The organism is Sorangiineae bacterium MSr11367 (assembly GCA_037157805.1).
GTDB classification, from domain to species: domain Bacteria; phylum Myxococcota_A; class Polyangia; order Polyangiales; family Polyangiaceae; genus Pendulispora; species Pendulispora rubella.
Genome location: CP089983.1, coordinates 13331728 through 13346043 on the forward strand (window position 1 = coordinate 13331728; position 14316 = coordinate 13346043).

At 68.6% G+C, this 14316-nt stretch carries 15 protein-coding genes; all 15 read left to right on the plus strand.

Annotation, left to right across the window (positions count from 1 at the left end; translation table 11 throughout):
- Positions 1 to 3: 3 nt before the first annotated feature.
- From LVJ94_51975 to cobT, 15 genes are read left to right on the plus strand one after another with little or no spacing between them, the layout of a single operon-like run.
- Positions 4 to 654 (plus strand): precorrin-8X methylmutase, encoded by a 651-nt coding sequence (locus LVJ94_51975; protein WXB10825.1) that lies wholly within the window; start codon positions 4 to 6, stop codon positions 652 to 654.
- The gene (gene cbiE, locus LVJ94_51980) at positions 651 to 1883 is read left to right on the plus strand and encodes a precorrin-6y C5,15-methyltransferase (decarboxylating) subunit CbiE (protein ID WXB05403.1); all 1233 of its coding nucleotides are present in this window, start codon (positions 651 to 653) and stop codon (positions 1881 to 1883) included. The genes LVJ94_51975 and cbiE overlap by 4 nt, the downstream gene beginning before the upstream one ends.
- Positions 1880 to 2632: a precorrin-2 C(20)-methyltransferase gene (cobI, locus tag LVJ94_51985; protein WXB05404.1), complete on the plus strand. Its 753-nt coding sequence runs from the start codon at positions 1880 to 1882 to the stop codon at positions 2630 to 2632. The genes cbiE and cobI overlap by 4 nt, the downstream gene beginning before the upstream one ends.
- Entirely contained in the window at positions 2629 to 3756 is a 1128-nt protein-coding gene (locus LVJ94_51990; GenBank protein ID WXB05405.1) for a cobalamin biosynthesis protein, read from the plus strand. Before cobI ends, LVJ94_51990 begins: the two co-directional genes overlap by 4 nt.
- Complete coding sequence (cobJ, locus tag LVJ94_51995; GenBank protein ID WXB05406.1) at positions 3753 to 4598, plus strand: precorrin-3B C(17)-methyltransferase; 846 nt, start codon at positions 3753 to 3755, stop codon at positions 4596 to 4598. Before LVJ94_51990 ends, cobJ begins: the two co-directional genes overlap by 4 nt.
- On the plus strand, positions 4598 to 5029 hold the full coding sequence (locus LVJ94_52000; protein ID WXB05407.1) for a precorrin-3B C(17)-methyltransferase: 432 nt from the start codon (positions 4598 to 4600) through the stop codon (positions 5027 to 5029). Before cobJ ends, LVJ94_52000 begins: the two co-directional genes overlap by 1 nt.
- 30 nt (positions 5030 to 5059) lie before the next feature.
- Positions 5060 to 5839 carry a precorrin-4 C(11)-methyltransferase gene (gene cobM / locus LVJ94_52005; GenBank protein ID WXB05408.1) on the plus strand — a complete coding sequence of 260 codons (780 nt, stop codon included), beginning with the start codon at positions 5060 to 5062 and terminating at the stop codon, positions 5837 to 5839.
- A complete protein-coding gene (gene cobO / locus LVJ94_52010) occupies positions 5836 to 6372 on the plus strand; it encodes a cob(I)yrinic acid a,c-diamide adenosyltransferase (GenBank protein ID WXB05409.1) in 537 nt (178 codons plus the stop codon). Before cobM ends, cobO begins: the two co-directional genes overlap by 4 nt.
- A gap of 1 nt (position 6373) precedes the next feature.
- A complete protein-coding gene (locus LVJ94_52015; GenBank protein ID WXB05410.1) occupies positions 6374 to 7777 on the plus strand; it encodes a cobyrinate a,c-diamide synthase in 1404 nt (467 codons plus the stop codon).
- Positions 7774 to 8469, plus strand: coding sequence for an adenosylcobinamide amidohydrolase (locus LVJ94_52020; protein WXB05411.1), 696 nt, complete (start codon positions 7774 to 7776; stop codon positions 8467 to 8469). Before LVJ94_52015 ends, LVJ94_52020 begins: the two co-directional genes overlap by 4 nt.
- Complete coding sequence (cobU, locus tag LVJ94_52025) at positions 8466 to 9017, plus strand: bifunctional adenosylcobinamide kinase/adenosylcobinamide-phosphate guanylyltransferase (protein ID WXB05412.1); 552 nt, start codon at positions 8466 to 8468, stop codon at positions 9015 to 9017. The genes LVJ94_52020 and cobU overlap by 4 nt, the downstream gene beginning before the upstream one ends.
- The gene (cbiB, locus tag LVJ94_52030; protein ID WXB05413.1) at positions 9014 to 9949 is read left to right on the plus strand and encodes an adenosylcobinamide-phosphate synthase CbiB; all 936 of its coding nucleotides are present in this window, start codon (positions 9014 to 9016) and stop codon (positions 9947 to 9949) included. Before cobU ends, cbiB begins: the two co-directional genes overlap by 4 nt.
- Complete coding sequence (locus LVJ94_52035; protein ID WXB05414.1) at positions 9942 to 11006, plus strand: histidinol-phosphate aminotransferase family protein; 1065 nt, start codon at positions 9942 to 9944, stop codon at positions 11004 to 11006. Before cbiB ends, LVJ94_52035 begins: the two co-directional genes overlap by 8 nt.
- Positions 11003 to 12526 (plus strand): cobyric acid synthase, encoded by a 1524-nt coding sequence (locus tag LVJ94_52040; GenBank protein ID WXB05415.1) that lies wholly within the window; start codon positions 11003 to 11005, stop codon positions 12524 to 12526. Before LVJ94_52035 ends, LVJ94_52040 begins: the two co-directional genes overlap by 4 nt.
- Positions 12523 to 14313 (plus strand): nicotinate-nucleotide--dimethylbenzimidazole phosphoribosyltransferase, encoded by a 1791-nt coding sequence (gene cobT, locus LVJ94_52045; protein ID WXB05416.1) that lies wholly within the window; start codon positions 12523 to 12525, stop codon positions 14311 to 14313. Before LVJ94_52040 ends, cobT begins: the two co-directional genes overlap by 4 nt.
- Positions 14314 to 14316 lie beyond the last annotated feature (3 nt).

Genomic DNA, 14316 nt, shown 5'->3' on the forward strand with positions numbered 1-14316 from the left:
GACATGCGACAGATGACCGCGCTCGGACGCGGCATCGAGGACAAGAGCTTCGCCATCATCGACGCCGAGGTCGGCGCCCACGATTTCCCCGACGCCGAATGGCAAGTCGTGCGGCGGGTCATCCACGCCACCGCGGACTTCGAGTTTCGCACGCTGATGCGCCTCAGCAGCGACGCCATCGCATCGGGCGTGCGCGCCCTTCGCGCGGGGTGCCCGCTGGTGGTCGACGTGAAGATGATCGCCGTCGGCCTCAACGAGCAGCGCCTCGCCTCGTATGGCTGCCAGGTGCACTCGTTCATCTCCGACGAAGACGTCATCGCCACCGCCAAGGCGAACAACTCGACCCGCGCCATCGAGTCGATGCGCAAGGCTCACGCGAACGGCGTTCTCGACGGCGCCATCGTGGCCATCGGCAATGCGCCGACCGCGTTGCTCGAGGTGTTGCGGCTCGTGCGCGAGGAAGGTGCCCGCCCCGCGTTGGTCATCGGCGTGCCCGTGGGGTTCGTGTCCGCGGCCGAGTCGAAGGACGCTCTCATCGCGTCCGAGGGGGTACCCTTCATCGCGGCCAGCGGACGCAAGGGCGGGAGCCCCATCGCGGTGGCCATCGTGCATGCTTTGTTGTTGCTCTCCGCGCAAGGGGAGGGGACGTCGTGAAGCAACGCGCCGTGACCGTGATCGGCATGGGGGATGACGGGTGCGCCGGCTTGACCAGCCGCGCGGCCAATGCGGTGGCGCGTGCGCAAGTGCTCGTGGGCGGGGAGCGCCACCTGGCGTTCTTTCCGCAGTTCACGGGGGAGCGCATCGCGCTGAAGGGCGGCCTCGGGGCTGCACTGGATCGCGCCGCGCAGCTCGCCGAGGAGCACCACGTGTGCGTGCTTGCCTCGGGCGATCCGCTCTTTTTCGGTGTGGGGCCGATGATTGCCAAGCGGCTCGGGACGGAGCACGTGGAGTTTCTCCCCGCGCCGAGCTCCATCCAGTGGGCCTTCGCGCGCACCGGCATCGCCTGGGAGGACGCCGACATCGTGTCGGTGCACGGCCGCAGCCTCGATGGCTTCGTGGCGCGCCTTCGCCGCAGCGCCAAGGTGGCCGTGCTCACCGACGCCGAGAACACGCCGGCGCGGCTGGCCGCGCGGCTCATCGAGCACGGCGACAGCGCGTGGAACGCGTGGGTGTGCGAGCGCCTCTCGGGCCCCGAGGAGCGCGTGCGCCGATTCACCTTGGGCGATCTCGCGGCGGAGACGGACATCGACCCACTGAACGTGCTCTTGCTCGTCCGCAGCGACGAGGCATGGCGCACGCCGCCGGCCATTCCGTACCTGCACGAGGACGCCTTCGCCAAGCGGATGCCCAAGAATGGGCTCATCACGAAGCGTGAAGTGCGCTTGCTCTCGCTCGCGTCGCTGGCCATCACGCCCGATGCCGTCGTGTGGGACATCGGCGCCGGCTCGGGCTCCGTCTCGATCGAGGCGGCGATGCTCGCACCGCGCGGTGCCGTCTATGCCATCGAGGTCGACCCCGAGGGCGTGGCCATCTGCCTCGACAACGTGCGCACGCACGGCACGGACAACGTGCATGTCATCGAGGGAAGGGCGCCCGAGGTGCTCGTGGGCCTACCCGCGCCCGACGCCGTGTTCGTTGGCGGCAGCAAGGGAAGCATGGCCGACATCGTCATTGCGTCGCTCGATGCGCTTCGCCCGGGCGGCCGCCTGGTGGTCAACGCCGTCACCTTGGAGAACGTCGCCGAGGCATACGCAGTGCTGCGCGCCCGCGAGCTCGATCCCGACGTCACCCTGGTGCAGATCTCCCGCGGCGTCCCACTCGCGCGCTACCGCCGCTACGAAGCCCTCAACCCAATCCACATCATGGCGGTGCAAAAACCATGACCACGCTGGGAACCCTCTACGGCGTGGGCGCAGGCCCGGGCTCGCCCGACCTGCTCACCTTGCGTGCCGTGAACGTCCTGAAATCGGCCGACGTTCTCGCCCTTCCGCGAAGCTCCGACTACGGCGCCTCCGTCGCGTGGGAGATCATCGCGCCCGTGCTGGGCGAACTTCCGCCGTCGCAAACGCGCCTGCGGCTCACGTTTCCCATGAGCAAAGACCCAGCGCGCGTGCGGCCTCATGTCGAAGCCGCGGTGAAGGCCATCGGCGCGTACTTGGTGGAGGGGCGCTCCGTTGCCTTCGTGACGGAGGGCGACCCTTCCGTCTTTAGCACCTTCGGCTACGTGCGGCAGGAAGCGCAAAAACGATGGCCCGAGCTGCGGGTCGAGGTCGTGCCCGGGGTCACCTCCATCACGGCGGTGGCGTCCATCGGCGGTGTGCCGCTCGCCGATGGGCACGAGCGCGTCGCCATCGTGCCCGCGACCTACGGGGTCGATGACTTGGTCGACTTGCTTCACCGCTTCGACACGGTGGTGCTCATGAAGCTTGGCGCGGAGATGCCCATCATCCTCGCCGCCTTGGAGCAGACGGGCCTCACCGACCGCGCCTTCTTCGTCCACAAGGCCACCATGGCCGAACAGCGCTTCGAGCCCGACGTGCGCAAGGTACGCGACGAGCACGGCGGCTGCTTCTCGATGCTCATCGTCAAACGCCGCGATCGCAGCGGTGTGCTTCTTGGGAGCGAATCATGATTGCCACACGCCGCCCCTTTGCCGTCTACGCCATCACACGCCATGGCATCGCCATCGCGCAACGCCTCATGGCTGCCCTTCCCGAGGCCGACCTCTTCGTCTCCGCCAAGCTGGCATCCCTCGCACCTTCGACGGCGAAGCTTTTTTCCCTTCCCATGGGACCGCTGCTCAAGGAGACGTTCACCGCGTACGACGCGCACATTTTCATCATCAGCGTCGGTGCGGTGGTGCGCATGGTTGCGCCGCTCCTGGAGAACAAGAAGGTCGACCCGGCCATCGTGTGCGTCGACGACGCGGCCCGTTTTTCCATCTGCGTGCTCTCCGGCCACGTGGGACGTGGAAACGTCTTCACCGAGCGCGTGGCCTCCATTCTGGGCGCCGCGCCCGTGGTGACCACCGCGTCCGACGCCATCGGTACCCTCACCGTCGACATCCTCGGTCGCGACCTGGGCTGGACGCTCGACGACATGGATCGCAACGTCACCCGCGGCTGCGCGGCCGTGGTGAATGCCACCCCGGTGCTCTTCGTCCAGGAAACGGGGGAGCCCAATTGGTGGCCCCTCGACCGCGCGCTGCCCGAGGGTGTCCGCTACGCGACGAGCCTCGAGGGCGTCGATCCCGCAGCCTGGGAAATCTTGCTCATCGCGAGCGATCGCACGCGCATCGACCCTGCGGCGTGGGAGAACTCCGTCGTGTACCGGCCCAAGAGCCTCGTCGTGGGCCTCGGTTGCGATCGCGGTGCGTCGATCGACATGGTGGAGCGCGGGGTGGACGCGCTCTTGAAGGAGCACGGCCTGTCGCCCAAGTCGGTGAAGGCCATCGCCACCATCGACAAGAAGGGCGACGAAGAGGCCTTTCTCGCCCTCAGCGAACGCCGCCAGTGGCCGCTCCGCATTTTCACCCCCGAGGAGCTCGACGTCGTTCCTGGCATCGAGAACCCTTCGGAGACCGTGAAACGCTATGTGGGCGCACGCGGTGTGGCCGAGCCGGCTGCCCTGCTCGCCGCGGGGGCGGAGAAGCTGTTGGTGCCCAAGCAGACGTACACCGAAGAAGGCGCCGGGAGGTCGATGACCTTCGCCGTCGCGCGCATTCCGTTCTCGCAGCGGAAGGAGATCGAGTCATGAGTGATGTCATTGGTGATACTCCAGCAAAAGGCGTGCTCTCGATCGTCGGCATCGGGCCCGGCGCATCGCAGCACACTTCGCCCGCTGCCCTGGAGGCCATTTCATCGGCCGAGGTAGTGGTCGGCTACATCACCTACATCAAGTTGGTGCGCCACCTCATCGAGGGCAAGGACGTGGTGCGCACCGGTATGACCGAGGAGATCGGCCGCGCGCGCGCCGCCGTCGAGCGCGCCCGTGACGGTGCCAAGGTGGCCATCATTTCCTCGGGCGACGCGGGCGTGTACGGCATGGCGGGCCTCGTTTTCCAGGTGCTCCAGGAGATCGGTTGGAAGCGCGGCGACTCGCCCGAGCTGCGCATCATCCCGGGCATGACCGCGCTCAACTCGTGCGCCTCGCTGGTGGGGGCACCGCTCGGTCACGACTTTTGCGCCATCTCGCTTTCGGACCTGCTCACGCCCTGGCCGGTCATCACCCGCCGCATCGAGGCCGCCGCCTCCGCGGACTTCGTCATCGGGCTTTACAACCCTGCGAGCGGCCGGCGCACGCGCCAGATCGTGGAGGCGCACGACATCATCGCGCGCTACCGCCCCGGGAACACCCCCGTCGCCTTGGTAAAGAGCGCATACCGGAAGCTCGAGAACGCCGTGCTGACGGACCTCGATCACTTCCTGGAGTTCGAGATCGGGATGCTGACCACGGTGCTCGTCGGCTCGAGCAACACCTTCGTCTTCGAGGGCTACATGGTGACCCCGCGCGGGTACACGAACAAGTACACGTGGGATGGCAACGCCATCGCGGGGCAAACCCCGGGGCGGTCGTTGGTGCTGCCGGAGGGCGAGTAATGGCGCGCGTCACGCGTCTTTCCGGCGCCCTCCTGGCCGAGTCCAACGGGGAATATTTCCTGATTGGAAACACGAAGTCCCCCTGCGACTGGGCCGCCGCCGGCTTCGAGCATCCGGGCGAGCTCGATCCCCTAAAGCATCCTTACATTCGACTCTCGCCGTTACGGCCCCCTCCCCCTCTGGGGGAGGGTCGGGGTGGGGGAGCTTTGACCATGAATCTCGAAGGCGAACCCCTCGCCCAAGCCCTGGCCCAACGCTTCCTCATCGAGCGAAACGGCTCGGTGAGCGAGCGCCTCTGGCGTCTCGTCCTTCACCGCGGCGACGCCGACGCCGAGGGCATCCCGGACGCCGACATCGACGCTCGCTGGCTCGGCGAAATCCCGGCCCCCCTCTGGCAAATCGTCCGCGACACCGTCCTCCGTTGCCTCTGACCCCTAACCCCTAACCCCTAAACCCTAGCCATGCGCGTTTACATCATTGGTGCCGGCCCCGGCGATCCCAAGCTCATCACCCTTCGCGGCGCAGAGCTCATCGCGCGGTGCCCCGTGGTCTTGTACACGGGCTCCCTCGTGCCCAAGGAGGTCGTCGCCATGGCGGGCCCCGAGGCCAAGGTGCTCGATTCCTCGGGCATGACCCTCGACCAGATCCTCGAGGTCATCGTCGAAGCCCGCGACGCCGGTCATGACGTGGCGCGCGTGCACACGGGCGATCCGGCCATCTTCGGCTCCACCGCCGAACAGATGCGCAAGATGGAGGAACTTGGCATCGCCTACGAGATCATCCCTGGGGTCTCCTCGTTCACCGCGGCGGCGGCGGCCTTGGGGCGCGAGCTCACCCTGCCGGAGCTCTCGCAAACTGTAATCCTCACGCGCGCCGAAGGGCGCACCCCCATGCCCGATCGCGAGAAGCTCCAGGAGCTCGCGGCCCACCGCGCCACGCTGTGCCTCTTCTTGAGCATCACCCTACTGCGCGACGTGACCGAGTCGCTGATCCCCTCCTACGGCGCCGACTGCCCGGTGGCTGTGGTGCACAAGGCCAGCTGCCCCGATCAGCAGATCGTGCGAGGCACCCTCTCCGACATTCGCGAGAAGGTGCGTGCGGCCGGCATCAAGTCGCAATCGATGATCCTCGTGGGGCACGTGCTCACGGCCACGCACTTCGCCAATTCGAAACTCTACGATCCCGAGTTCAGCCACCGCTTTCGCCGTGCCGTGCGCCCTACTAGCGGAGGTACCTCGTGACGGAGCAAAAACAACCGCCGCGTGGCCTGCTCGTGGTCTACACCGGGCACGGCAAGGGCAAGACCACGGCGGCCTTGGGCATGGTCTTTCGCGCCCTGGGGCGCGGCCTTCGCGTGACGGTGGTGCAGTTCATCAAGGGCAAATGGAAAACCGGTGAGCGCCTCTTTGCCGAGACCCTGCCCCAACTGCGGTTTCACGTGATGGGCCTCGGCTTCACCTGGGAAAGCGACGACCTCGCGCGCGACAAGGCCGCGGCGCGCGCGGCGTGGGAAACGGCGCGGGAGGAAATCGCCTCGGGCGAACGCGATCTGGTGGTGCTCGACGAGCTCACGTACACGTTCCATTACGACTTCCTGCCGCTGGAGGAGGTGCTCGAGGCTTTGCGCACGCGCCCCGCGCACGTGCACGTGGTGATCACCGGACGCAACGCCCCCGAGGCGCTGCTCGAGATGGCCGACCTGGTGAGTGAGATGGTCGCCGTGAAGCATCCGTTCACCGCGGGCGTGAAGGCGCAGATTGGCGTGGACTTCTGACATGAGCGACCTTGCATTTCCGCGCCTCGTGATCGCCGGCACGTCGAGTGGCGTGGGCAAGACCACCGTGACCGTGGCGTTGGCGCGTGCCCTGCGCGCGCGCGGTCTTCGGGTGGCGCTCTTCAAGTGCGGGCCCGACTACCTCGATCCGACGTACCACGCGCGGGCCATCGACGCGCCTTCCCAGAACCTCGATGGCTGGATGATGGGCCACGATGCGGTACGCGCAACCTTCGCCCACGCTGCGCGCGACGCGGACATCTCGCTCATCGAAGGCGTGATGGGCCTCTACGATGGCGCCAGCCCCACGGGCGAGGAAGGCTCCACCGCCGAAATCGCCAAGTGGCTCGACGCCCCGGTGGTCCTCGTGGTCGACGCCGGCGGAATGGCCCGCAGCATCGCCGCACTCGTGGGCGGCTACGCGTCGTTCGATCCGAAGCTGCACGTCGCCGCCGCCGTCGCCAATCGGGTCGGCAGCCGCGGGCACCTCGATCTTCTGCGCCGGGCCCTGCGCACACCCCCCATCCTGGGCGGCTTTCCCCGCGATCCCGAGCACGCCTTCGCCGAACGCCACCTCGGCCTCCGCACCGCCGACGACAGCTCCCTGCCGTCCTCCCTCTTGGATCACTGGGCCGAACAGGCCTCCGAGTGGTTCTCCCTCGACGCGCTTCTGGCGCTCGCGACGAGTGCTCCCAGTTTGACGATAGAATCAGAGATTCGTGGGGGAGGGGCGGCGAGGGTGGGCGCGAGCGCCGGTCCCCGCATCGCCATCGCGCGCGATGCCGCCTTCCACTTCTACTACGCCGACAACCTTCGCCGCCTCGAGTCGCTTGGCGCCGAACTCGTCCCGTTCTCTCCGGTGAGCGAGACCGCTTTGCCGGATGCCGACGGCGTTTACCTCGGCGGAGGCTACCCCGAAGTCCACGCCGCGGCCCTCTCGGCCAATGCCGCCATGCGCGGAGCCATCGCCGCCTTTGCCCAGGCCGGAGGCCCCATCTACGCCGAATGCGGAGGGCTCATGTACCTCACGCAGGCCATCGTCACCACCGACGGCCATCGCCACCCCATGGTGGGCCTCGTTCCAACCGAGGCCCGCATGTGCGGCAAGCTGCAGGCCCTGGGGTACGTGGAAGTCGAAACGCAAACGAAGACCATCCTCGGCGGCGCCGGCTCCCGCTTCCGCGGTCACCAATTTCGCTACTCCGAGCTCGACCCCGAGCCACCGCCGAGCATCGAGCGCGTGTATTCTCTCCGCCGTCGGAGAGGCGACGAGACCACGCGCGAAGGCTTTCGCATCGGCAACGTGGTCGCGTCGTACGTCCACGCGCACTGGGCCTCCAACCCGCGCATCGCCGCATCCTTCGTCGAAAGCTGCGCCTCGCATCGGAAGGCGCGCACGCCATGAATTCCCCGGCCCGATGCCTCGGCGCTTCCCCGGAGGTGACGCTCACCCTCACCGTGCGCGATCGCTGGCTCATTGCATCGTTTCCCGAGACCGTGCGCGCCTGCAGTTGGGCCATCGTTGGCGGTGGCTTCGTGGACGTGCAGCACGTCGCCTGGCTCGAGGTGCGCAATGGCGATCTTCGCCCCTCCGTCGACCCCGCCCGCATGCTCACCGAGCGCCTTCACGCGCGCGGCCTCCATTTCGCCGTCGGCCTCCTCACCAGCGCCAATATTGCACAATACATCGATTGCACGGCCGAACACGGCGGCGTGACCGCGCGGTGCCTGGCCACCGTCGGCCTGGGCAACGCCCTTCGCGCTGGCGATCCGCCCTGGCTCGCGTGCCGCGTCGGCACCATCAACACGATGGTCTACGTCGACACGCCGCTCACCGACGAAGCCTTGCTCGAGGCCAGCGCCATCGCGACGGAGGCCAAGTGTGCGGCCGTCCTGGAAGCGGGCGTCCGCAGCCGGTTGAGCGATCGCCCCGCGACGGGGACGGGCACCGACTGCACCGTGGTGGCCTGCGCGCGCTCCAACGGGCGCGGCGCGCCGTACGCTGGCAAGCACACGGCCATTGGCTCCGTCGTGGGAGGCGCCGTCGAAAGCGCCATCGTCGAGGGCGTACGCCGCTGGAACGAGGCCATGCGATGAGCTTTTCCCTCATCGGAGGCGGCGCCCGCTCCGGCAAGAGCGCGTTTGCACTTCGTCGCGCGCTCCAGCGCGGACCGGAGCGGATCTTCATCGCCACCGCGCAGGCCTTCGACGACGAGATGCGGGCGCGCATCGACCGACACATCGCCGAGCGCGGGAGCGACTTCACGACGTTGGAGGCCCCGCACGATCTCGACGAGGTGATGCGACGATTGGCCCTCCCCCCCACACGGCCCGACGTGGTCGTCGTCGATTGCCTCACGCTGTGGCTCTCGAATCTGCTCCTGGCCGATCTGCCCCACGAGGCCATCGAGCGCCGCGTGGACGCATTGGCGGAGGTTCTCGCGTCGGCTCCGTTTCACACCTGGCTCGTGACCAATGAAGTGGGCATGGGCCTCGTTCCCGAAACGCCGCTCGGGCGCGCCTTCCGCGACATCAGCGGGCGCGCCCACCAGCGGCTCGCACGCTCCGCCTCGGAGGTGTACCTCGCCGCGCTCGGCATGGTGTTGCGTCTGCGCCCTGGGCCCGTGGAGCTCGCGGAGCCATGATGGCGCCCCTCGCGCTCGCGGCGGCGTATGCCTTGGACAGCGCCTTCGGTGAGCCGCCGAACCGGCTCCACCCGGTGGCGTGGATGGGCAGCGTCATCACCCGCGCGCGCCGCTGGGCGTTGGGCTCGGATGAAACGCGCGCGGGTCGCTGGGGCCAGCTCGCCCGCGGGGCCGTCGTGGCGTTGGCCATCCCTGCGGCCTTTGCCGTCGCGGCCCACGTCCTCGTCGGCGCGCTCGGGCCCTCCACCTGGCTCGGGGCCGTGGGCACCGCGCTCTTGCTCAAGCCGATGTTCGCCGTACGCGCACTGCGCGATGCCGCCTACGCCGTGCGCGACGCCCTGGAGCGCGGGGATCTCGCATCGGCGCGCCGCGGCCTGGGCAGCCTTTGCAGCCGCAAGGCGGACGACCTGGAGCACGAGGCCCTCGTCGCCGCGACCGTCGAGTCCATCGCGGAGAACATCTCCGACAGCGTCGTCGCACCGCTGCTCTTCTTCGCGTGTTTCGGCTTGGAGGGCGCGGTCTTCTACCGCGCCGTCAACACGCTCGACGCGATGATGGGCTACCACGGGCACCTCGAATACGCCGGAAAAGCCGCTGCGCGCCTCGACGATCTCGCGAACCTCGTGCCCGCCCGCTTCACCGCGTGGCTCTTGCTGCTCGCCGGCGCACTCACCGGAGCGCGCGTGGGGCGCGGCATCGCCATCCTCCGACGCGATGGCTCCCGCACCGAGAGCCCCAACGCGGGCTGGCCCATGGCCACCATGGCCGGGCTGCTCGGCGTGCGCCTCACCAAGGCCGGTCACTACGCCCTGGGCGACGCCGTGCACGCCCTCGCGCCGTCGCACATCACCGCGGCATGGCGCATCGCCTCGTTGGCGGCGTTCGGTTCTCTCGTCACCAGCGCACTCTTGAGCAGGTACCTCCATGGATAGCCCCGCGCACGGTGGTCCCGTCGACGACGAGCTGGCCGCACTCGGTCTGCGCGCCGGCGACGTGCTCGACTTCAGCGTCAACGTCAATCCCTATGGACCATGCCCGAGCGTGGTGCGCGCCATCGCCGAGGCTCCGCTGGACCGTTACCCGGACCCTTCAGCGGCACCCACGCGCCGTGCGCTCGCAGCCCGCCTCGACGAACCCGAGGGCCGGATCATCCTCGGAAACGGCGCCGTCGATCTCCTCTGGCTCCTCGCCCGCACGTGGCTGCGCCCCGGCGACCTCGCCCTGGCCGTCGAGCCGACCTTCTCCGAAATGCAGCGTGCGGCCATGCAGGCCGGGGCACGCATCCTCGAGCACCGGACCTCCCCGTGCGACGACTTCGCCATCGACATCACCGCGCTCGATGCGCAGCTTCGCGATGCCCGCCCGCGGCTCGTTTACGTCTGCACCCCCTCCAATCCCGTGGGCGTTTTCACGCCCTTCGAGGCCCTCGAAGACCTGGCCGAGCGCCACCCGGACACCTTGTTCGTGTGCGACGTCTCGTTCCTCTCGCTCAGCACGCACCACGCCGCCGTGCGCCGTTCGCGCCGCATCGCGTGGGTCTGCTCGCTCACGAAGGATCATGCGCTGCCGGGCCTGCGCATTGGTTACGCCGCGGCCCCCGAGTCTCTGGTCGCGCGCATGGAGGCCGAGCGGCCGCCATGGTCGATCGGCGCGCCCGCGCAAGCCGCGATCCTTGCCGCCTTCGAGCCCGAGGCGCGCCGCTTCGTCGACGAGAGCCGCGTTCGGCTTCTCCAGGATCGCGCTGCGCTCGAAGCCCGGCTTCACCACCTCGACGTGCGCACGCATCCGAGCGACACCGTCTACGTGCTCGTCGATCTCGGGGGCCGCCGCCTCGCCACGCCATTGCGCCGCACCTTGCTCGAGCGGCATGCCGTCCTGGTGCGCGATGCCACCTCCTTCGGGTTGCCCGGGCACATCCGCCTGGCCGCCCGCCCGCAACCCGATGCGGAACTGCTCGTCTCCGCCCTTCGCCAAGAGCTTCGCCCATGACCGCCCGCACCCTGATGATTCAAGGAACCGCCTCCTCCGTCGGAAAGAGCATCGTCTGTGCGGCGCTCTGCCGGCTCTTTCGGCAGCGGGGCCTTCGCGTTGCGCCCTTCAAGTCGCAAAACATGGCGCTCAACGCCTTCGTCACGCCCGACGGCGGCGAAATCGGCCGCGCCCAGGCGGTGCAGGCCGAGGCCGCGCGCGTGGTGCCCACCGTGGATATGAACCCCATCCTGCTCAAGCCCGAGGGCGACGCCCGCTCGCAGGTCATCGTGCTGGGCAAGAGCATCGGCAGCTTGGGCGCCGCCGAGTACCACATGCGCAAGCCCGAGCTCCGCACGATGGTCCACGCCTCGCTCGACCGGCTGCGCGCCACGCACGACCTGGTCATCATCGAGGGCGCGGGCAGTCCGGCCGAGATCAACCTCAAGGATCGCGACATCGTGAACATGTATGTTGCACATATCGCCGAAGCGCCGGTGGTCCTGGTCGGTGACATCGACCGTGGAGGCGTCTTCGCGGCCTTCGTCGGGACCATGGAGTTGCTCGAGCCGCACGAGCGCGCCCGCGTCGGGGCGTTCCTGGTGAACAAGTTTCGCGGCGATGTGAAGCTTCTCGAGCCCGGCCTGCGCTTTCTCGAGGATCGCACCCAGGTGCCGGTGCTGGGGGTGCTGCCCTACGTGAAACAGCTTCGCGTGGCCGACGAGGACTCCGTCTCGCTGGAGGAGCGGCGCGGGCGGCCGCGGGCAGCGGCGAACCAGATCGACATTGCCGTGGTGCGCCTTCCGCGCATCTCGAACTACGACGACTTTCAGCCGCTCGAATACGAGCCCGACGTCGTGGTGCGCTTCGTGGAGCACGCGGACGCCATCGAAGGCGCCGATTTGGTCATTTTGCCCGGGACCAAGGCCACCATGGCCGATCTCGAATGGCTGCACGCGACGGGTTTCGCCGACGCCATCGCCGCCCGTGCATCCCGCGCCCTGCCGGTGCTGGGCATCTGCGGCGGCTGCCAGATGCTCGGCGAGAGCATCGAGGATCCGCACGGTGTGGAGTCCACGCAGCAGTTTGCACCCGGGCTGGGGCTGCTCGCGTTCCAGACGCGGTTCGGGCCGGAAAAGCGCACATGCCAAGTGCGCGCCCGCAGTGCCCGCGCGAGCTTTCTCACCGACGCGGCGGCCGCCGAGGAGACGCTCTTCGGCTACGAGATTCACATGGGGCGCCTCGAACGGCACGCCCATGCCTCGTCGAGCTTTCGCATCCTCGCGCGCAACGGCGCCGAAGTTCACGAGCTCGATGGCGACGTCTCCGAGGACGGCACCGTCGTGGGCACGATGATTCACGGTCTCTTCGAGAATGCCTCCGTGCGCCGCACCTTGTTGACGCATCTTCGCCGCGCGAAAGGCCTTTCCGCCCCGCCGCCCGAGACCACCGTCGGACCGAGGGACGAGTACGACCGCCTCGCCGACGTGGTTCGCCAGCACGTGAACATGGACCTTCTCGAGAAGCTGGTTCAATCATGATTCCGGTGCGCTTCGACGAAGACGCACGTGCGGCCCTGTACCGCATCATGGAGCTGCGTCGCGACATTCGTCATTTCCGTCCCGGCGACATCGACGACGACGTGCTCGCGCGCATCCTCGGTGCCGCGGAGCTTGCGCCGAGCGTGGGCTTTTCGCAGCCCTGGGCCTTCATCGTCCTTCGCGACCCTGCGATTCGCGCGCGCATCCGTCAGAGTTTTCTCCGCTGCCGCGAGGCGGAGGCCACGCGCTTTCCCGCGGACCGCCGGGAGACGTACCTGGAGTTCAAGCTCGAGGGCATCGAAGAATCGACGCTCAACGTCTGCGTGCTCGCCGACCTGCGTCCGCGCGACGAAGCGATCCTCGGCACGACCGTGCAACCCGAATCGGTGCGCGCGAGCGTGTGCTGCGCCGTGCAGAATCTCTGGCTCGCCGCACGGGCCGAGGGCATCGGCATTGGTTGGGTCAGCATCGTCGAGCCCTCCGTCTTGCGCGAAGAGCTCGCCCTTCCGCGCGGTGTCGAGCCCATCGCCTACCTCTGCGTCGGCCACGCCGAAGAATTCCGCGAGCGCCCGCTCCTCGAGGAAAACGGCTGGCGCCCCCGCCGCGCCTCCGTCATCCACCGCGACCGCTGGCCCTCCTCGGACCCCGCCGTTCCAGCTCCCTCCCCCTCGGAGGTCCGCGGCTTGCCGCGGCCGACTTTCAACGCAGAGGGAGGGTTGGGGAAGGAAAGGGAAAGGGAAGGCCTCAGCATCCCCCCTTTCTGCGAAGTCGCCCAGCGCGCATCCCTCGAACACCAGCTTCTCCTCACCAAGCCCCACGGCAGCCTTGGCCGCCTCGAAGAAATCGCCGCCTGGTACGCCGGCGCCCACGGCCGCTTTCCCCCGCCCCGTCCCGAACGCCCACTGGTCGCCGTCTTCTGCGCCGACCACGGCGTCACCGTCGAAGGTGTGAGCGCCTACCCCTCCTCGGTGACCGCCGGCATGGTCGCGAACATCATGGCCGGCGGCGCCGCCATCAGCGTGATGGCCCACCGTCTCGATATTCACCTTTCGCTCGTCGACGTCGGTGTCTCGGGCGATCTCTCCGCCGTCCCCACGAACCCGCTCTTTGCATTGCACCGCGCGTCCGTGCGTGCGGGCACGGCCAATTTCGCCCGCGAGCCCGCGATGACACGCGCCCAGGCGCGCGAGGCCATGGACGTGGGCGAGCAGCTCGCCCATCGTGCCGCCTCCGACGACTACCAGCTGCTCGCGGTCGGTGAAGTCGGCATCGGCAACACCACGTCCGCCGCGGCGCTTCTCTGTGCCTTCACCGGCGCGTCACCCTCGGATGCCGTCGGCGTGGGAACCGGCATCTCCGATTCGACCCGCCTTCACAAAGTCTCCATCGTCGAGGCGGCCCTGCGCCTTCACGCGCCCGATGCCGCCGATCCCCTCGGCGTCCTTGCCGCCGTCGGTGGCCTGGAGCTCGCGGCCATGGCGGGCTTCCTTCTCGCCGCCGCCCGCCGCCGCATCCCCGTCGTCCTCGATGGTTTTCTCGCCACCGTCTCCGCCGTCGTTGCCGCCGCATTCGACGCTGGGGTCACGCCCTACCTTCTCGCGTCCCACGTCTCCGCGGAGAAAGGCGCGTCCCTGGCCACCGCCGCCCTCGGCAAAACGCCCCTCCTCGACCTCGGCATGCGCCTCGGCGAAGGCACCGGCGCGGTTCTCGCCGTCGATCTCGTTCGCACCGCCGTCGAACTCCAACTCTCCATGGCCACCTTCGCCACCGCCGGCATCCGCCGTTAAGGC

What these genes read in the sequence shown, in the direction of transcription:
- LVJ94_52015 (WXB05410.1), top strand. Translation starts at nt 6,374, where the DNA reads ATGAGCGACCTTGCATTTCCGCGCCTCGTGATCGCCGGCACGTCGAGT.
- cobM (WXB05408.1), top strand. Translation starts at nt 5,060, where the DNA reads ATGCGCGTTTACATCATTGGTGCCGGCCCCGGCGATCCCAAGCTCATC.
- LVJ94_52040 (WXB05415.1), top strand. Translation starts at nt 11,003, where the DNA reads ATGACCGCCCGCACCCTGATGATTCAAGGAACCGCCTCCTCCGTCGGA.
- cobI (WXB05404.1), top strand. Translation starts at nt 1,880, where the DNA reads ATGACCACGCTGGGAACCCTCTACGGCGTGGGCGCAGGCCCGGGCTCG.
- cobU (WXB05412.1), top strand. Translation starts at nt 8,466, where the DNA reads ATGAGCTTTTCCCTCATCGGAGGCGGCGCCCGCTCCGGCAAGAGCGCG.
- LVJ94_51990 (WXB05405.1), top strand. Translation starts at nt 2,629, where the DNA reads ATGATTGCCACACGCCGCCCCTTTGCCGTCTACGCCATCACACGCCAT.
- cobT (WXB05416.1), top strand. Translation starts at nt 12,523, where the DNA reads ATGATTCCGGTGCGCTTCGACGAAGACGCACGTGCGGCCCTGTACCGC.
- LVJ94_52000 (WXB05407.1), top strand. Translation starts at nt 4,598, where the DNA reads ATGGCGCGCGTCACGCGTCTTTCCGGCGCCCTCCTGGCCGAGTCCAAC.
- cbiB (WXB05413.1), top strand. Translation starts at nt 9,014, where the DNA reads ATGATGGCGCCCCTCGCGCTCGCGGCGGCGTATGCCTTGGACAGCGCC.
- LVJ94_52020 (WXB05411.1), top strand. Translation starts at nt 7,774, where the DNA reads ATGAATTCCCCGGCCCGATGCCTCGGCGCTTCCCCGGAGGTGACGCTC.
- LVJ94_52035 (WXB05414.1), top strand. Translation starts at nt 9,942, where the DNA reads ATGGATAGCCCCGCGCACGGTGGTCCCGTCGACGACGAGCTGGCCGCA.
- LVJ94_51975 (WXB10825.1), top strand. Translation starts at nt 4, where the DNA reads ATGCGACAGATGACCGCGCTCGGACGCGGCATCGAGGACAAGAGCTTC.
- cobJ (WXB05406.1), top strand. Translation starts at nt 3,753, where the DNA reads ATGAGTGATGTCATTGGTGATACTCCAGCAAAAGGCGTGCTCTCGATC.